General features: G+C 35.9%; 14 protein-coding genes. 7 read left to right on the forward strand and 7 right to left on the reverse strand.

The genetic code is table 11. The features are described from left to right. Positions 1-74 precede the first annotated feature (74 nt). Positions 75-1,832, reverse strand: a complete 1,758-nt coding sequence (locus tag ACFX5F_RS02690; RefSeq protein WP_379849645.1) for an aromatic amino acid hydroxylase — start codon at positions 1,830-1,832, stop codon at positions 75-77. Positions 1,833-2,181: 349 nt separating this feature from the next. Here ACFX5F_RS02690 and ACFX5F_RS02695 point away from each other — a divergent pair, with 349 nt between their 5' ends. Together ACFX5F_RS02695 and ACFX5F_RS02700 are read left to right on the forward strand one after the other, a co-directional pair. Beyond that, a complete protein-coding gene (locus tag ACFX5F_RS02695) occupies positions 2,182-2,430 on the forward strand; it encodes a hypothetical protein (RefSeq protein WP_379849647.1) in 249 nt (82 codons plus the stop codon). Further along, positions 2,427-2,720, forward strand: coding sequence for a type II toxin-antitoxin system RelE/ParE family toxin (locus ACFX5F_RS02700; RefSeq protein ID WP_379849649.1), 294 nt, complete (start codon positions 2,427-2,429; stop codon positions 2,718-2,720). Before ACFX5F_RS02695 ends, ACFX5F_RS02700 begins: the two co-directional genes overlap by 4 nt. Positions 2,721-2,785: 65 nt before the next feature. Here the strand turns inward: ACFX5F_RS02700 and ACFX5F_RS02705 are convergent, their stop codons facing one another. The 6 genes from ACFX5F_RS02705 to ACFX5F_RS02730 form a co-directional block, all read right to left on the reverse strand. Beyond that, a complete protein-coding gene (locus tag ACFX5F_RS02705) occupies positions 2,786-3,919 on the reverse strand; it encodes an esterase-like activity of phytase family protein (RefSeq protein WP_379849651.1) in 1,134 nt (377 codons plus the stop codon). A 59-nt stretch (positions 3,920-3,978) separates the two neighbouring features. Beyond that, complete coding sequence (locus ACFX5F_RS02710; protein WP_379849653.1) at positions 3,979-4,374, reverse strand: group III truncated hemoglobin; 396 nt, start codon at positions 4,372-4,374, stop codon at positions 3,979-3,981. Positions 4,375-4,437: 63 nt separating this feature from the next. Then, positions 4,438-4,971, reverse strand: a complete 534-nt coding sequence (locus ACFX5F_RS02715) for a DUF4136 domain-containing protein (protein WP_379849655.1) — start codon at positions 4,969-4,971, stop codon at positions 4,438-4,440. A gap of 51 nt (positions 4,972-5,022) precedes the next feature. Continuing rightward, complete coding sequence (gene hutU, locus ACFX5F_RS02720) at positions 5,023-7,005, reverse strand: urocanate hydratase (RefSeq protein ID WP_379849657.1); 1,983 nt, start codon at positions 7,003-7,005, stop codon at positions 5,023-5,025. A 272-nt stretch (positions 7,006-7,277) separates the two neighbouring features. Then, positions 7,278-7,454, reverse strand: a complete 177-nt coding sequence (locus ACFX5F_RS02725) for a C1orf53 family protein (protein WP_379849659.1) — start codon at positions 7,452-7,454, stop codon at positions 7,278-7,280. Between the two features lie 245 nt (positions 7,455-7,699). Then, the gene (locus ACFX5F_RS02730; protein ID WP_379849661.1) at positions 7,700-12,640 is read right to left on the reverse strand and encodes a DUF8693 domain-containing protein; all 4,941 of its coding nucleotides are present in this window, start codon (positions 12,638-12,640) and stop codon (positions 7,700-7,702) included. Between the two features lie 438 nt (positions 12,641-13,078). Between ACFX5F_RS02730 and ACFX5F_RS02735 the strand changes: the two genes are divergently transcribed. The 5 genes from ACFX5F_RS02735 to hemL all read left to right on the forward strand — a co-directional run bounded on the left by ACFX5F_RS02735 (position 13,079) and on the right by hemL (position 19,495). Next, the gene (locus ACFX5F_RS02735) at positions 13,079-13,417 is read left to right on the forward strand and encodes a hypothetical protein (protein ID WP_379849663.1); all 339 of its coding nucleotides are present in this window, start codon (positions 13,079-13,081) and stop codon (positions 13,415-13,417) included. 964 nt (positions 13,418-14,381) lie between these two features. Further along, a complete protein-coding gene (locus ACFX5F_RS02740; protein WP_379849665.1) occupies positions 14,382-16,220 on the forward strand; it encodes a T9SS type A sorting domain-containing protein in 1,839 nt (612 codons plus the stop codon). Between the two features lie 109 nt (positions 16,221-16,329). Next, on the forward strand, positions 16,330-17,208 hold the full coding sequence (locus tag ACFX5F_RS02745) for a 1-aminocyclopropane-1-carboxylate deaminase/D-cysteine desulfhydrase (RefSeq protein ID WP_379849785.1): 879 nt from the start codon (positions 16,330-16,332) through the stop codon (positions 17,206-17,208). Next, positions 17,201-18,139, forward strand: a complete 939-nt coding sequence (locus ACFX5F_RS02750; RefSeq protein WP_379849667.1) for a glucosaminidase domain-containing protein — start codon at positions 17,201-17,203, stop codon at positions 18,137-18,139. The genes ACFX5F_RS02745 and ACFX5F_RS02750 overlap by 8 nt, the downstream gene beginning before the upstream one ends. A 69-nt stretch (positions 18,140-18,208) precedes the next feature. Beyond that, positions 18,209-19,495 (forward strand): glutamate-1-semialdehyde 2,1-aminomutase, encoded by a 1,287-nt coding sequence (gene hemL, locus ACFX5F_RS02755; RefSeq protein ID WP_379849669.1) that lies wholly within the window; start codon positions 18,209-18,211, stop codon positions 19,493-19,495. The last annotated feature ends 238 nt before the right edge of the window (positions 19,496-19,733 follow it).

Below are 19,733 nucleotides of genomic sequence, written 5' to 3' on the forward strand. Positions count from 1 at the left end.
AAACACTAATTTCACGAATTGGCACAAATTAATTCGTGAAAATCCGTGAAATTAGTGTTTATTTTTATTAGGTTTTAAGCTTTCTCCTTGTCAAAAATCAAATCCAAACCACCAGCAATTAAATGAGCTACTTCGGGTCTTTTTTGTTTTAATTGATCAAGATAGGTCATTACTTCCTGTAACAATTGCGGTTCGTTTCTGTCTTTCAAAAGCTCAGTAATTTCAACAGCTAACAACCAATCGTTTGGGTGGTTGGTGTGTAGTTTGTCAAAAATTGGTACCAAAGAAGTTTCTGTATCCTTGGTTTCTCTTATGTTTCGAACGGTTTGGTATAAAACCTCTAAATCGTCACGTTCTGCGGTATGTTTCGCCTTGATGGTTTTACTTGTTGGAACATGCGAAATTAAATCAAAACTGTTTACATCAGCAGGGCCTGAAAATGCCGAAATCACTTTTTTACCAACAGCCATATCGTAAATTCCCCATTCCGGTTGAAACAAAATAGTTTCTCCATGAGTTACGGTACAATTCTTTAAACTAATCAAAATAATCTCACCGTGCAGGTTTCGGGAACCTGTAATAATTTCTCCTTTTACCGTAATATCTCCTTCAAATTCCAGTGTTACACTTTGGTTTTCGGTGATAGAATAAGCGCTTAAATCTCTTGGACTCATGTCTTCAATAGCGAGATTTATCCCTTTTAATTTTCCAATAGGACTTCCAAATCCTTCCGGATGTTTGATCGTTCCATGGCCTACTAATTCTTTTTCTCTATAGGATAATGCTGTTTTCCCAGTGGTTTGGATATAAACGGGTTTTCCTTCTTCTTCAATTACATTAGTGAAAACTCCCGAAATTTGGATTCCGGTACTCAATTCAATTGTTCCTAGAGCATTGGAATGAATCAGTTTATTAATTCCTGATAATCCTCCGGTGCGCAGGGCCATTTTATTGGCAAACTCTTCTAAAACCAAACTTAAATAAGCAAAATCTGGAGTTACATAAAGCTGTGGTTGTAGTTTGGTAATGTCAAAACTCTGGTTTGCAGCTGATATGTCGTAAGGAATTTTCTTTACATTATCTGTCATACACCAAGCACTTTCCCCTATAGACGAAAGCAGTCCGGCACCGTAAATTTTAGGATTGTCAACAGTTCCGATCAAGCCATATTCCACGGTCCACCAATGCAGGTTTCTGATTTGCGCCATTTCAGATAAATCACCCATGTTGTTCTGCAAATCTTCTACCGCTTTTTCGGCAGCATCAATATCAGCTTGCGGCGTATCTTCAGCCTCTTTCAAGATAGAAAGTAATCGGATGGCTTCGTACATTTGGTAATCTTTGTGCGAAGAAATTGCTTTACAGCCTATTTCTCCAAAACGCCGCAAATATTCCGCATATTCCGGATTGGCAATAATGGGCGCATGACCGGCACCTTCGTGAATAATATCTGGTGCAGGCGTGTATTCTATATGTTCGAGTTGACGAATGTCGGAAGCAATTACAAGTACGTTATACGCCTGAAATTCCATAAATGCATTGGGCGGAATAAAACCGTCCACCGCAACAGCAGCCCAACCTATTTCAGTCAGAATTCGGTTCATGCCGTACATGCTTGGAATGTTATCTACTTCGATACCTGTTTTTTTCAAACCTTCCAAGTAGGAACTATGTGCCACTTTTGATAAGTAATCCACATTTTTACGCATCACGTAGCGCCAAACCGCTTGGTTTATTGGCGTATAATCGCTATAATCCTGAGGTTTAATGAATTGTTTTAAGTGCTTTGGCAATCGGTCTAATAATGGATTGCTTTCTATAGTTGAGTTCATATCGAAAACGTTGTAGTTCTACTGCAAAAGTACGAATTTAAGGAGCTATTTCCCGCTTTTCATTGCAAGTTTTTGCAAACCCGTTTGTTTTTCTAATGTTTCCGCAGGAGCTTTCTTTGGTCGCTCTGCAGCAACAAGAAAAACTAAAACGGTTTTCGCAAAAAGCTTTTCATTCCACTCGGGGCTAGGGGAATTACGGATTTATGAAACAGTCTCTTTCCAATTTTATACGGTGTTTATAACTGTTTCGGTTTGTTATTTCTTAGGATATAGGGTCAAATGAAGGAGTTATTTCTGTTTAGCAGTGCGATATAAAATTCGTATCTTTACTATATTAAAAAAAAGTAAAATGAATATCGAGGCATATAAAAATCAGATAATCAAAAAACTAATAGCTGTTCAAGATGAAAAGCTATTAGAGCAAATAGAGTCTGTTTTAAACGGGAATTCTATTGTTGCAAATACTATTGAAGGTAAATCTTTGACTAAATCACAGTACATAGAGCATATAGAATCTATTAGTCAATCTGTTGCAGATGGAGCAGAAACCTATACTTCAGAACAAGTTCGCAGTCATGTTTTATCTCAAAAAAAATGATTGTAATTTGGTCTCAGGAAGCTAGAAAATCGCTTTCTGAAATTTATAATTACATTTTTGAGGATAGTCCACAAAATGCCGAGAAAGTCTTGAACAAGATAATTGATTTGGCAGAGTCGTTACAGGATGAACGTTATGAATTTGCCATTGATCCAATCATTAACAAAGAGAGGTTTCGTCATTTATCCATTTGGGATTACAAAATTATCTACGAGCGAACTAAAAATGGAGTGCTAATTTTAGACATTTTTAACGGGAAACAAAATCCTGATAAACTAAAAAAATATTAATGAACAGTAATATCATGATTACAATTTTTGATTTATTCGTTTGAATATTTATATAAGTAAATAGGTTATTTCACCAATTCAAACACTAAAATCTGCGTTTTTTGTTTGTCTGAAAAATTATTATCCGAAACAAAAATTATCGATGGATTACCATTGGCTAATTTTGGTCCAAAAGTAAGTCCTTCAACATTATCAATAAAAATCCCCAAATCATCCATGTTTAGAATTAACTTTTTTGAAGCCAATTCAATTTTTTGATTTTGCAACGAGTTGTAGTTTTTTACATCAGTAGCTTTTTTCAAATCACATAAAAATACTTTTACCGTGCAGGCTTGCGTACCGGTAGAGTAGGAGCGTTCCACAACCAATAACTGGTTTTTACCATAATACTGAATTGCCGAAACACCATTGACGGCAAAAGCACCTTTCGGATTGGGTTCAAGTGCAATAGGTTCCATTTGATAGCCGTATTGAGCTGTATTCTTCTTTGTTTTGGCATTAAATTGATACAATCTGATCAATCCTCCTTTTCTGGTATTGGCTTGGTCGCCATCTTCAAAAAGCGGTTCTTCAATATTGGTGTAAATATTGTTGTATTTAAAATCGAAAGAGATTCCTTCTAAAGTTCCGTTATTTCTTGGTCCTTTTTCTTCTTTTTGTATTTCTAAATTCTTTGGTAATTTAGCTTTGCCAAGAAAATTACCATTCAAATCTATAAAATTTAGGGAAGGATTCTGTAAAATTTCCTTGTCTGCGTTAATCACTCGCGCTCCTTCGCTACTCCATACTAAGGAATTTGTTTTTGGATTGTATCGCATATCTTCCGGATCACAAGCTGTTGTTGGGGTAGTATTCCAGTTGCCATAATTTTTTCGGGCTTCATCTTTCAAATAAGTGACGTTTTGAAAATCAATGCTTTTTATCTTGTCTTGGGGCAAATTAATTTTTGCGGTATAAAATCTTGAATCGTTAAAAACGGATCTGTCATCACAGATTAGGTAGTATAGATCTTGCTTTGCATCGTAGTCGATTCCGGATAATCCGCCAACCTTGGTGCCTTCAAAAGTTTTGTCAAAAGGAATTTCAATGGTGCTGACTAGTTTTAATTTAGGAGTTGCGGTATTTCCAGTAGTCTGTTTTAAATTGGAACAAGAAAAAAAAACAGTTTGAATAAAGACAAGGAAAAGTATTTTACGCATAGTGTTATTGTAATGATTTAAGAGAAATATAGATTTAACAATCATTTAAAATCTTTGAACTAAAGCTTGAGATTTTCTGTTATATTCCTGAAATACTCAATTTTATAATTGAACATTTCGGCCATATTTTTGGCGCGTAATTTCGCTTCTTCAGCTACCGGACCTAGAAATAAACTATCGGTGGTTTCAATGAAAATTTCCATCCACTGTGCAAAGTGTTCCTTAGAAACAGGCAATTGTTTGTGCGGCGGAAATGGACTACCGGAATAGGTGTGTACTTCGAGTAAAATAGTTTGCCAAAAGCGGTACATTTTGGTTAAATGCTCCGGCCAGCGGTTACCTATTTTTTCGATAAATATGGGTCCGATAAATTCGTCTTTTTGCACTTTAGCATAGAAAGTATCAACGAGTAATTTTATGTCTTCTAGAGTTGTAATATCTGTAAGGATTGTCATAATTTGGGTATAAAAAAAGCCTACACAAAGGTAGGCCATTTATATGGAAAAATGAATCTTTGACTATTTAGATTTTGGCGGGAATTGTGCCAAAATTTTAGAAACATATTCATTGATTTGACTTTCTTTTTGATTGTGATTTTCCGTTAAGTATCCCACGCCTTCACCTTCCCAAACGAGTTCTTTTTTCTTGGCATCAATTAAATCGATATAAAGAGTGCCTTCTGTTGATGATGATACATAAGTACGTCCTCCCCAAAGATATGGGTTCCATCCATAGCCCCAGCCATAACCCCATCCGGCGTTGTATTGGTCTACATCTATTCGTTCTCTTTCTTTTGTGAGAATGTTTATCAATAAATCAGGATTTTCACTTTTGGACATTCCTTTTTTAGAAAGTTCATTATCAATGGCATGAAGAATTCTTTTCTTATCAAATTCTGAGATTTGCGCTTTGTCAATCCCTTGTTTATGAAAGGCATAGGTTTTGTATTGGTTAAAATCTATACTTTTATCGTAATCAGAATTTACTCTAATCGAGCTGCAGGACGCCAATATAAAAAGGAATAGTATCGGAATAAGTTTAATCGCTTTCATGATATAAGTATTTGATTGTTAATTCTTTATTATAAAGATACGTCCAAATTTTTATAAATCCAACAAATTGTCGGCAACTCTATTGGGAAGGGTTACCCTTAATAGTGGCTGTGCTTCCATCGCTCTTTTTATGGCAAAAATAGCGCCTTCATTACGCGCCCAGCTTCTTCTGGAAATTCCGTTATTGACATCCCAAAAAAGCATAGCTTCTAAACGTCTGGAAGCTTCTTTTGTACCATCAAGAACCATTCCAAATCCACCATTAATTACCTCGCCCCAGCCAACTCCTCCTCCATTGTGAATGGAGACCCAAGTGGCACCGCGAAAGCTGTCTCCAATGACGTTTTGTATCGCCATATCAGCAGTAAAACGGGAGCCGTCATAGATATTAGAAGTTTCTCTGTATGGAGAATCGGTACCGGAAACATCATGATGATCCCTGCCTAAAATTATAATTCCTATTTCACCTTTGGCAATAGCCTGATTAAAAGCTTGGGCAATTTTTACACGCCCTTCGGCATCAGCATAAAGGATTCTGGCTTGAGAACCTACGACCAATTTATTTTCCTGCGCACCTTTTATCCAGTGAATATTATCCTGCATTTGTTGCTGAATTTCTTCGGGAGCCGTTTTTGCCATTTCTTCCAGAACCTGACAAGCAATTAAATCTGTTTTAGCTAAATCTTCTGGATTCCCTGAGGCGCAAACCCAACGGAAAGGACCAAAACCATAATCAAAACACATAGGTCCCATTATATCCTGAACGTAACTCGGGTACCTAAAATCAATAAGGTTTTCAGCCATAACATCAGCTCCGGAGCGGGAAGCCTCCAGCAGGAAAGCATTCCCATAATCAAAGAAATAGGTTCCCTTTGCCGTGTGTTTATTAATTGCCGTGGTATGACGGCGCAATGTTTCCTGTACTTTTTCTTTGAATAAATTGGGGTTTTCAGCCATCATTTCATTCGCTTCTTCAAAGGAAATACCCGCGGGATAATACCCTCCTGCCCAAGGATTATGTAAGGAAGTCTGATCTGATCCTAAATCGATATGGATATTTTCTTCGTCAAATTTTTCCCAAACGTCAACTACATTTCCAAGATACCCGATTGAAACAATTTCTTTATTGGCTTGCGCCAAAGCGACTCTTTGTACTAATTTATCAATATCTTCAATCACTTCATTGATCCAGCCTTGGCTGTGACGAATATGAGTAATTTTTGAATTTACTTCGGCGCAAACGGTGATGCAACCGGCAATATTACCGGCTTTTGGTTGTGCGCCAGACATTCCGCCCAATCCGGAAGTTACAAATAAACCTCCTTTTGGACTGCGTTTTATTTTACGGAAACCATTCAGAACAGTTATGGTGGTTCCGTGTACAATTCCTTGCGGACCTATGTACATATAACTTCCGGCAGTCATTTGTCCGTATTGTGAAACGCCCAGCGCATTCATTTTTTCCCAATCATCAGGTTTAGAATAATTAGGGATTACCATGCCATTGGTCACGACAACTCTTGGCGCTTCTTTGTGTGAAGGGAACAATCCCATTGGGTGACCTGAATACATGGTTAATGTTTGCTCATCGGTCATTTCCGATAAATATTGCATGGTCAATAGATATTGCGCCCAGTTTTGGAAAACGGCTCCATTGCCACCATAGGTAATCAATTCATGGGGATGTTGCGCCACGGCATAATCCAAGTTGTTTTGAATCATCAGCATTATTGCTTTTGCCTGTTCGCATTTTCCTGGATATTCATTAATTGGACGCGCACGCATTTCATAATCCGGACGAAAGCGATACATGTAAATGCGACCGTATGTTTCTAATTCTTGTCGAAATTCCTGTATTAGCACGGCGTGATGTTCAGGTTCAAAATAACGCAAAGCATTACGAAGCGCCAGTTTTTTCTCCTCTGCAGATAAGATTTCTTTCCGTTTTGGAGCATGATTAATGTCTGCCTCATACGGTTTAAGTTGAGGTAGTATTGTAGGAATTCCTTGTTTTATTTGTTCTTGGAAAGTCATGTTTTTTTATTGAAAAATTTAAATATTGAAAAATTTAAAGAAATAGCAATGTTTTTCACATTTTTATGTCTTCAAATTAACTCGTTTTCGAATTGTATTTATACTCGATTTGCATTTTGTTCCTCATTTTAAATAAGTAATGCAGTCAATAAAAAAAATGGTTATGGATAACGAATATCCGACCTGTGGTAGGATTTATGAATTTTGATTCTATATTTCTGAGATTGAATATCCATTTTTATTGGTGAGTTGATTTTGTGACTGAACTCTCTCTACTTTTTTAAAGTTCCCGTTTTCTTATCATAACCGTACGGACAATGACGACAGCCGCTTTTGCAACAGTACCCTCTTTTTAAATGGTGTTTTTCGGTAAAGCATTTATAACCTTCAGGTGTAAAGTAGAAGTCTTCGCCTTCAATTAATTTATTTTCATTATTCTCGTCAATCATGTTCGGGTATTCTATTGTGAAAAATAGTTAGAATATTTCAATTTATACAATTTACTCAAACGATTGCGTTTTTCGTTAAAGAAATTATTTTAGTAGTACAAATTTATAAATTTTATAATCTAAGTTAGAATGAATCCCTTCCTATTTTTTGAAACAAATTAAATCATTTGATTGTCATAAATATTTTTGAATTTTTCAAAAAAATCCACTCGGTCAGGAGTGGATTTTACAGTGCTATTTATTAACTAGTATATTATTTTTTTGGAAACTAAGGTATCATCGTCTAAAGTGATTTTTACAATTAAGCCTGCTGTCGTTTTGTTTAAATGACTCAAAGTATATTTTAACGCATTTACTTTTTTATAACTGTCAATTTTTCTTCCTAGTAAATCATATACTACAATGTTTTTTATCAGTTGGCTAGAAGATTGAACGGTAACGTCTTGATTAACAATCACATTTGTCATATCAGACTTCAAGTTAAAGGTATTCGTTCCTAAGGTTTTGTTGCTGTATCGGAGTACAAAACGATCGTTAAAATCACCTTTTTCTGTGTTAAAAACGTACGGTTTTTCTTTTAAATTATGAATTACACTCCGTTCTTTATCTTCTAAATAGATGTTTTGAGTATTGAAAAGTCCATCAATATGATCAATTCTAATTGATAGTTCCCCAGTAATTTCCGAATTATATCCTAAAATAACCTGATCATTTTCATCAAATGGTAACGCACGTCCTTGAATCGTTAATTCCGCTCCCGGTATAATAGAGTAGAAGCTAACATCATTTCCTCCCAAAGATTCTGCATCGAAACTCCTGTCTAATTCTTGGGTAGCACCCGCAACATACCCTACCAATGTTTCGCTGAAAGCTCCGGAATTATTGGTTAAGTTTATCCAAATACGATGTCTCTCTATGTCTGTAACACTCTTTGGAATGGCTTCGTCTTTATTGTTTTTAGTCAATTTAAAGAAATCGCTATTTTTTCCTGCAATACGCACAGTATTTTTGAAAGTTACAACAGCAGTTGTACCATTTGCCATGGTATTTGCCGCTTTCACAAAGAATGATTGCCCACTTGCTATAAAACCTGAAGAAGTCCCTCCTGTTGATGCGATTGCAGTTCCTCCTGTTGAATTAAAAACGGCATAATCATTATCCGTATAATTCAAAACATAATCACCATAAAATGGATCGGGTGGGATAGTGCTTGGTTGTGAATTGTGGGTCCAGATATAAACTGTCCCATCAATAATTGGTATATTATCAGCAAAATTTAAGAATGCTGCAGCATCAATCCCTGATGGATATGGATTTCCGATAAGGTTCCATTCGTCATCCTCAGCATTATCTAGTGCGACGGTTCCAGTTAAAGTACCTTTCGATATTGGAGCCGTTATAGTACCATTATTCGGTGTTCCTATGAAAGTCGCAGTATAAGGTGTTTTAGTAGAGCTGCTAAAAGTATTAGGGGCACGTACAATATACCCTTTTCTTGGATCCATTGTCGTGGCCGCTGATTCATTATTCCAGTTACCAGGTCCCCAATCCGTACCTGATAGAATTGTTGGTATCCAAGAAAACATATAGGAGCTAAGTGGAGATAATTGTCCTAAAGTAAATCCTGATACAGGTGAACTCCAATAGGTATAATCAAGTTTAGATATCGGTGGCGTAACTCTTTCAATATTTACAATTCCAGAATTGGCAACATTATTTGTTTGAATTAGACTTGCTTTGTCTCTTATGTTGAAAATACCATTTGTATTTACATTTACAAAATCGGTAACTGTAAGGTTACTAGTGGAAGTAAGCTCCAAGTTACCGGTTGATTTAACGGTAAGGTTTTTTGCATAGGCATTATAGTTGCTTCCTGGAATTACAGATGTGTTAGGTATAAAAACACAATTTGTTAAATCAGGCACTCCTACCGGTTTCCAGTTGTTAGCGTCGTTCCAGTTAGAGGTCGTGCCCAGCCACTGTTTAGTTTTGTTATAAATGGTAACTAGCTTTGAAACAGGACAGCCGTTAGAAAGAGTTGCGCTAGCCGTAAATGACCATGATGTTGATGATAATTGAGTAGGGGTAGGTTTGATGTAAACTGTAGTGACAGACTGATTTGTGTAAGGAGTTAAACAAGCTAAATCAATGTAGGCATCGACGGTTCCTCCGCTCCAAGAAAAGGTAGTATTCATTAGTTTTGTTCCAAATAAGCGTACATCGTCAATAGCCCAGCCATCGCAGAACTGCGCATTATACCTGAATCGAATTTTGAAATTAGCATTGTTGATATATGGAGTTAAATCTATTGTTACATTTTCAAAATCTGTGGCAATAGCATGATCCTCTACATAAGTGCGAACCGCGCTCCAAGATGCTCCATTATTGGTTGAAACTTCTACATAAGCGTAGTCTGTAGGTACACCATAATAGGAATAATATTGTCTAAACGTTAATGTTAAATCGGAGTAGGGAACCGTGCTGAAATTTGCTGATTCTAATGAAGTATTCACTAATAGGTTTTTGTCCGAAGTGCAAAAAGCAAACTTATCACTGATACTTCGTGAACTGATTGCAGGTTTCCAGACACTTAAACTAGGAACGAAAGTACTTGTTTTACTTTGCCATTGAGTACTAGCGTCACCCGCACCGCCGATTATTACGGATGAAAGGCTTCCTAATCCGCTTTGAAAATTTTCGTTGATTAAATCATCTACCATATTATCGCCGGATGCCATCACAGTCACAATATTTCCTTCACCACAAACTTCAGGAGTTGATGGAGTTACGTTTATAATTGAGGAAGAGTTTACTTTGGCGATAATTTTAGTACGTATTAGTGATTCACAAGTACCATTATATGCGGTTACATAATAATTAGTTGTACTACTTATCGAAGGAGTGGTCCAGCTTCCAGTTGGAGAAGTTCCAACAAGGGAACCGCCAGTAAGGGCATTATACCACCGGAACTGGGTAGGACTTCCAGATGCAGTAGCCACTAAATTTATAGTACCAGATTCACAGCGTGAGTTATCTGTTACTGTGGAAATAATCGCTGGGCAATCAGGTACAACAGTAATTGTATAATCTTCGGTCTCTCCAGTGGCTAGATTGCCACAAGGCGTAAAAGTTTGTGAGGCTTCATAAGAACGTATTCTTAACCTGTAATTTCCGGGAGTAGTTCCCAAAGGCACCACAAAACCAAATGAAGTGGCGATAGACAAAACGCCGCTGGAAGAGTAAACTAGTTCAGTCCCAGAGTCTGTAAGTGTTCCGTCATTGTTCCAATCTACCCATGCTTTTAAGTATTGTCTTGATATTGCTAATGTAACATCGAGATTAATGCCCCCTCCAGGAATTTGCGTAGTTGTGGGTAGTGTTGTATAATCACCATAACCATTTGTAGATCGATTTGTATTTAAATTGCTCATGTTGGTAAGATTTCCAACTGTTTGAACACTATTAATATAACGTGTACTTACATTTGATGTAGGTGGACAAAAAGAGAAGGAAGTGGTTGTTGTATTTCCTGTTAATGGAGAAGTGGTATAGTATAATGGCCCTCCCGTACATGTGGAATTAAACGAATAAACAAAGAAATAATACTTTGTGTTTGGCGTTAGTCCAGTTGCAGTAAAAGTATTTTCATTTTCAGTGTTTACCACGATATTTCCTGCGCCTACAGTTCCTCCAATACTATAAGTTGTTCCGTTGACAATGGTAGGTGGGGTTCCTGTTATATTCATTACCACCAAATAATTATCAGATGGAGGGCTTGCAACTACAAAGGAGCCTGCAATTGAAGTTCCACTTGGAGTTAAGCTTAATGCAGTTGGTTGTGCGGTTGGTGTCACACATGCTGCGGGTGTTACAAGGGTAATTGTATAATCTTCAGTTTCCCCGCTAGCAAATGAAGTACAGGCGTCTGTCGAGCCATTTGCCGAAGTGTTAACTCTACTTCTGATGCGCAGGGTTGTGTTTCCTGCCAGTGCTGTACCGGGTATAGAAATGCTAATTGTTCCGTTAGTTCCGCTAGTATAAACTTGTTTCCATTCTGATGCTTCAAAGGATCCATTTTGATTGAAATCTATCCATGCAGAAACAATGGCATTAGTTCCAGTTGTGATACTTAAATTATAGGTAGAACCAATGAATAAACTGGTAGTAGGAGTTCCTGATAAATTATAATTGGTGTATGACGTTCCATTTATGTCGCTACAGGTTGAATTATTGTTAATCGTATTAAAAGTTACGTTTGTTATTTTGTTTGAAGCGCAGGAAGTAGTGTGTATTGGAGTACAATAAACCAAACAAGCAGGGCCAGTTGATGTAGTAATTGTAACATCGCTTGAAGAAACGGGACAACTACCGTTCGAAATAGTCCAACGTAAAGTTGCAGTTGTTCCTAAAACCAATCCAGTCACCCCAGAAGTTGAAGAAGATGGTGTTGTTATTGTTGCTGTTCCAGAAACCACTGACCAAGATCCGGTGCCATAAGTAGGGGTATTTCCTGCTAAGGTTGTGGTTGTTGCGCAAGCCGCCAATGTTTGGTTTGAACCTCCATTGGCTGTAGATGGAGATGTTCCTGTGACAGATGTTAGTGTGTTTGTTACGGTTGTTCCGCTAATTAAACCGGATATTGTTCCCGTTCCTCCAGTGCGGGTAATATTACCAGTACTTGCAACATTTATTGCTCTTATTTGTAATTGACTAAAAGTTAATCTGTCCGCTTTGTTTGTAGGTGAATCAACACTGTATGTCAAAGTAATAACGCTTGAAGAAACGGTTAATGATGAAATTGAGCTGAAGTCACCGCCGCCAATAGCAGATACAGAACCGGTATTAGCTTTAAATTCAAAATTAGCTGGTGCAGTGAGAATTAATGTAATATTAGTTCCTGAAGAAAAATTGCTTGTACTTGTTTCGGTGATTATTATATCATCTAAAGAATAGTAGGAAGATGGAAAGCCTGAACAAACTGGAATGGATAAATTAGGTTTTGTTATTGTAACTTGTGCATTCATAATATTCCCTGTAAAGAAAAACATCATTAAGAAGCTCAAAAAAGCAATTATCGACTGGGTATTATATAGTTTCTGTTTTGCAACAATTGAGGAAGAATTAATATCAAGATTCAGTGTGTGATTTAGGGAATCGGTATTATTGGTTAAGTAATGTTCTTCCATAGGTTATTCTTTGTGGTATTTTTGGTTTTGGTGCGACAAAAATAATTTTTTTTTGTTACAAAATCACATTCTTAGTCATAAATGTTATATTATTTTATACGTTTTATCTAATTTTTTATGCATTTCATCGATGATATTGAGATTGTTAGCTATTATTACTGAAAAAAAGATAAAAAATTATGCTTTTAGGAGTTTGGCGTGGTTAAATTTAGCTTGCAGGTAGGATGTTGCTTAAAATTTTGTTGAAAAAGGCGTTTTACCTACCATATTTTTGACTATTGGTAATAAAAAAACCGTTACTTTAGAAGTAAATTACGTTTAGTTTTTGTGAGGATCTGCAAAGAGCTGTTTTTAAGAAGTAAAAGGCAATGAAACAAATTCAAATGTTTTTTATTACTTTGTGCTATTCTGTTTCTAATTCAAAATTTTGTTGACTGCATGTTTCTAATTGTCACTAAATATTTAATTCCAAAAGGGTATCGCGGATTAGCGGCTTTTCCCTTTGTTTTTATAAAACATCGGGTCGATAAAAAAAATTTAGTCTTTATAAATCATGAAAAAATTCACCTTCGGCAGCAGTTGGAATTATTGGTTCTCCCTTTTTTTATTTGGTATTTTCTGGAGTATTTGGTTCGATTGGTTCAGTATAAAAATGCTGACTTAGCCTATAGAAACATTAGTTTTGAACGGGAAGCCTACGCTAATGAAGAAAATTTAACCTATTTAAAAAGCCGTTGTTTTTTGCGATTTTTAAATTATTTGGTCTTACAAAAGTGAATTTTTTTTTAGCTGGTTGCAATTGATGTTGATAGAATGTTTTTCCATTTATTTTGAAAATACTGTTGTCTTTTCATTAAGATTATAGGCAAAGAAATCTCGCAAAGACGCAGAGCCGCAAAGTCAGTCTATGAATTGTGTCTTGGCGACTTTACGAGAATAATTATATTTTATGACTATCCGTAATACAAACAAGAGTCATTTTTTCAAAAATATTCTAGGACTGTCCGTACTATACCAATGTATTTAAGTTTGTCATTTCGACGAAGTAGACCCGAGCAAAGCGAACTGACGAAGTAAATCTCATTAGTTGCTCTCGTTATGTGATTTCTCCTTCGTCGTAATGACAAAACAGCTACATTTTATTCGTAAGATGTAGCTTGGGGTCTATAGCGGACAGTCATATTGTATTTTTTTAAATCCTTTTGCAGTAAATTATAAATACTAGCGGTTTTATACTTAAAATCTTAATTATTTTTTTATTTAAAATATCAAATAATAATGAACATCAATTGTTTGTAATCTTAATTCTTGACCTAAATTTTTTCCTTTTTTCGTATGTAAAATTTAAAGCTTAATTTTTATCGTTTTTTTGTCTCTTTTTTGTCTCTTTTTTGTCGATTTAAAATATAAGAAAAACCACATGTTATATTTAAATTAGTGCATTTCAACGATTTTTTTAACCTTTTAACGTATTTTTTACCTTTCCTTATTCTACTTTTGTCGTAACTTTAACAAAAAATAGTGCCTATTTGTAAATTTTACCTAAAATTACTTTTCCATTTCTTAAAAATATACTGATAAATCGATTCAGTTAAGGGCAATATCTTGATTTTCAGATGTCTGAAAAGTATTATAAATCGGAAATTATGAAAAAAAAGGATCTGTGTATTTCAGATTTGTTTTTTAAACAGGTAAGATTACAGCTAAGCATAAAAGGATTTTTAATTAAAATTACCAGATTATGAGCTCAAAAATACTTAATCGATCATTCCTTTTTATAACTGGTTTTTTGTTTCAGAGCTACGCCAATGCCCAGCTTTTTGTAAGTGCAAATACGGATGTGTTCGTGAACAACGAAGTAGTTTATGTTCAAAAAGCGGTAGAGTTAAATGCGGCGTCCAGTAATTTTTATTTACGAAAAGATGCACAGTTACTTCAGGGTACCGCTGCGGCCGGAGCCAATAAAGGGTTAGGGAACTTATCTGTTTTTCAAGAGGGAAGTACTAATAATTTTCAATTTAATTACTGGTGTTCGCCCGTCGGTGGAAATTTGGCCAGTGCTGGGAATGCCTCTTTTGGGATTACACAACTTAGAGATATTGTTGATTTGACTAACAGTGCTACTTCTACTCCTTTAGCCATGAATAATTATAATGGAACCGCTAGTCCATTTGCGATAGCTCCTTACTGGATTAATAAATTAGTAGCTACTGGAGGATATGCGGATTGGGTTCAAGTGGGTTCTTCCTCAAACTTGAATGCCGGAGAAGGATTTACCATGAAAGGAACGTCTGGAACTAATTTAATTACCGTAAATGGGGTTCAAAATAATCCTGGTAGTGCGCAACGCTACGATTTTAGAGGAAAACCAAATGACGGAACTATTTCTATTCCAGTCGGCATTGAACAATTTACACTGACAGGGAATCCGTATCCCTCAGCCATAGATTTATCCGCTTTTTTAGTTGGAGCTACTAGTAGTACTACAGGTATCGCTTATTTCTGGGAACAGGATAAGCTGGTAAATTCACATTATATTGCTGAGTATAAAGGAGGATATGGCGCTTTTTCTCCCGGTGGACTGACTGGCATGGGGGTTTATGCTCCTGCCACTTTTTATTCGTATGATGGTTTGGGGAATGAAGTTAGTATTGCAGGGACAGGAGGAACGTATGAAAGACGTTTTTGTCCCGTTGGGCAAGGATTTCTAATTGATGGAAACGCTAACGGAACGGTAGAGATGAAAAATAGTTACCGAGTTTTCGTTAAGGAAGGAGCGACTAATTATTCTCAATTTGAAAAAAATTCAAATCAATATAAAACGAAGAATACTTCGGGGTATATGTCTCCAATTCAATCTGTTTCTGGATATGATTATTCAAAAGTAAGTATTGCTCCTACACCTCAAATTCGTTTTAATACTTTGTTAAACAATGAAGGAGTTCGTCAATTAGCTTTGGCATTTATTCCGGAAGCGACAGATGGGGTGGATCGTGCTATGGACGCCATGTCTTCAAGTGATGATTCGGCAGCGGATGTATATTTTGTGTTAGATGATTCAGAATTTGTGATTAATGCTTTAAAATTTGATATTGATAAAAGTATTCCCATTGGTTTTAGAAATACCGGAGAAGCGAATTATAAGATTACGGTTAAAGAAATTTTAAATTTTACTGGTGCTTCAAACGTTTACTTACACGACAAGGTTGCAGATTTATATTATGACATCAAGAATAGTTTTCACGAGTTGACTTTGCCTTCGGGAGTCAATAATAAACAATATGAAATTACTTTTAAGACTAAAGTATCTTTAGGTTTGGAAGAAAAAGCAATTCAAAATTTTGTAGTTTATCAAAATAACACCGAGAAAAGTCTAACAATAAGTAATTCATTACTAATGGATCTTGCTACTTGCAGTTTGTATGATGTAGCTGGGAAAATAATTTTCAGCAAAAAAGATTTAGGTGCAGATGCCTCGTATAAATTCCCTACTTCGGGCTTAAGTGACGGTATTTATATCGTTAAGCTTGCAACAAAAGACAAAATCGAAGTAGGAAAAAAGATTATCATTAAAAACTAAATTTATTTCAAAACTAAAAACTAAAGTGCAATCTGTTAAGGTTGCACTTTTATTATTTATAAATTTTACCTTTGTCCAAAATTTTTTTGGTTTGAATCAACAGTTAACAATGCAATTTCCAAACGGAATCACCGTAGATGTCAAACGGGAAGATTTGCTTCATCCCTTTGTTTCTGGAAATAAGTTTAGAAAGTTAAAGTATAATTTGCTTCAGGCAAAACAGGAACAGCAAGAAACGCTGCTCACTTTTGGCGGAGCCTATTCTAATCATATTGCGGCAGTAGCTTTTGCTGGAAAGGAGAAAGGATTTAAAACCATTGGTGTTATTAGAGGTGACGAACTACGAGGTAAAATTTCGGAAAATCCAACCTTGCAATTTGCCGAAAATTGCGGAATGCAATTCGAATTTGTTAGCAGGGAAAATTACCGCTTAAAAAATGAAATTTCATTTTTAGAAGATTTAAAACAGAAATTCGGCAATTTTTATCATATTCCTGAAGGAGGAACTAATGAGTTGGCAATCAAAGGGTGCGAAGAAATTTTGACTGAGGAAGATCGCGCATTTGACTATATCGGCTGTTCAGTGGGAACAGGCGGGACTATTTGCGGAATTATAAACAGTATTTTCCCACATCAAAAAGTTTTGGGATTTCCAGCGTTAAAAGGGGATTTTTTAAAAGAGGAAATTCGTAATATTGTAAAAAATAATAATTGGGATTTAGTGACTGATTATCACTTTGGTGGATATGGGAAAGTTAATATTGAGTTAATCGCATTTATTAACCAGTTTTATGCAGAAAATAGCATTCCTTTGGATCCCATTTATACTGGAAAGATGGTTTTTGGCGTTATAGATTTAATACACAAGAACTATTTCCCCCCAAAATCGAAAATTTTACTTATTCACACTGGTGGCATACAAGGAATTCATGGAATGAATATGAAATTAAGGAATAGACAATTACCAATAATAGATATCAATGTTTAAAAAATATATACTGATTGTAGTAATACTGACCTTGGTTGGCTGTAATGCCACCAAGCCTGTTATTATAACAACGAAGAAAATACCTTCAAAGCCAAAAACGGAATTAGTTCGTACTGCTAAAAAGCCAATTGTTACAAAAGCAATTGTCACAAAACCAGTTGTTGCAAAACTACCTTTGAAAAAACCGGTTGTAACAAATTCACCTAAACAAGACTATCCTAATCAATCAACGGAAGTAATAGTTTCAACTTCACAAACAGTTGTCAGTAGTGATGTTGTAGTTAATTATGTGGCTCAATTTAAGAATGTCGCCATGGATAACATGAGGACTTATGGTATTCCGGCCAGTATTGTTTTAGCTCAGGGAATTCTGGAATCGGGAGCCGGAAGAGGTGATTTAGCGGTAAATGCCAATAATCATTTTGGAATAAAATGCCATGAAGACTGGACCGGAGAAACGATAAAACATGATGATGATTCCGCTCAGGAATGCTTCAGGAAGTATGATAATGTCTCGGAATCTTTCAAAGATCATGCATTGTTTTTAACTACCAGAGGAAGATATTCTAATTTATTTGCTTTGTCAAAAGGAGATTACAAAGGATGGGCAAGAGGATTAAGGACAGCGGGTTATGCTACAGACCCAAAATATCCAAATAAATTGATTTCTTACATCGAACGTTATAATTTGAATCAATATGATGATCAGGTTTTAGGGAATGAGAATATAGTATTAGAAAAGCAATTGACCGGAAAAATTCCTATGGAGACGATAAAAAATACAACTCGTGAAGTATCTTTTTACCAAGTTCAAAAAGGAGATACGTTATATTCTATTTCCAAAAAATTCAATTTAGGAATTAATGAGCTAAAAGAAAAAAATAATCTGGTAGCCAATACCCTTTCGGTAGGGCAACAGTTGAAAATTTAACTGTAGTTATTTGTTAAATTTATCAATTCATTCTTCAAAAGAAATCAAATATAAAATCCAAATTTTAAAATGTTATATACAAGAAGTAGTCAGCTTTTTGCTGAAGCAGAAAAAGTAATTCCAGGAGGAGTAAATTCGCCCGTAAGAGCCTTTAAAGCAGTTGGTGGAACCCCTATTTTTGTCAAAAGTGCCAAAGGTGCTTACTTATATGATGAAGATGGAAATCGTTTAATCGATTATATCAATTCATGGGGGCCAATGATTTTAGGACATGCTTATGAACCGGTGGTGCAAGCCGTAATTGAAAAAGCTAAATTAGGAACTTCATTTGGGATGCCCACCGAATTAGAAACACAAATTGCTGCTTTAGCCGTATCGATGGTTCCAAATATTGATAAGATAAGATTCGTAAATTCAGGAACTGAAGCTTGCATGAGCGCCGTAAGACTGGCTCGCGGATTTACTAAAAAAGATAAAATAATAAAATTTGCAGGTTGCTATCACGGTCATTCTGATTCTTTCCTGATTCAGGCGGGAAGTGGTGCAATTACTTTTGGATCACCAAACAGCCCTGGCGTTACGGCTGGTACTGCAAAAGATACTTTGTTGGCAAAATACAATGATCTTGAAAATGTAGCCGCATTAATTGAAGCCAATAAAAACGAAATCGCGGCAATTATCGTAGAACCTGTTGCAGGAAATATGGGTTGTATTCCGCCAAATAAAGGCTTCTTGGAAGGACTGCGTCAACTGTGTACTGACAACGGAATTCTATTTATTTTTGATGAGGTAATGACCGGTTTCAGACTTGCTGCTGGAGGTGTTCAGGAATTATTTAATATCAATGCTGATATTGTTTGCTTCGGAAAAGTAATAGGAGGAGGCTTGCCAGTGGGAGCTTTTGCTGCCCGTGAAGAAATTATGAATTATCTGGCTCCATTAGGTCCGGTTTATCAAGCAGGAACTTTGTCAGGAAATCCTTTGGCAATGGCGGCAGGATTGGCAATGTTACAAGCCTTAGATAGGGACCGTGCTATTTTTCAAAGATTAGAAGAAAAAACAGCTTATCTGGCGGCCGGAATGGAAAAAGTATTAAAAGCTAATAATGTGATTTTTACTATCAATAGAATAGGTTCTATGGTTTCGGTTCATTTTGATGCTGCACCTGTAGTTGATTTTCAATCGGCGGCAAAAGGTGACAATGAAACTTTCAAAAAATTCTTCCACGGATTATTGCAGGAGGGAATTTATATTGCGCCATCTGCTTACGAAACCTGGTTTATAACGGATGCATTATCCTATGAAGACCTAGATTTTACCATTCAGGCGGTAGATAAAGTTTCTAAAACATTTTAAACGAAAAAGAAAAAAATCTGGCTACTGTCTAGAGACAAGTACAAATAAGAACACAGATAAGACAGACTAAGCGGGGTTTTGTGTAATGGTTAAAAAAACAAACACGAATTTCACTAATTTCCACCAATTAATTCGCGGAAATTAGTGAAATTCGTGTTTAAACACTTTGTCTATTTTTTTTGTTCAGACAATAGTCAAATTTGGGTCTTTTTTTATGAAATAAGATGAAGTATTTCAA

This window comes from Flavobacterium zhoui, from assembly GCF_042787235.1.
Lineage (GTDB): Bacteria > Bacteroidota > Bacteroidia > Flavobacteriales > Flavobacteriaceae > Flavobacterium > Flavobacterium zhoui.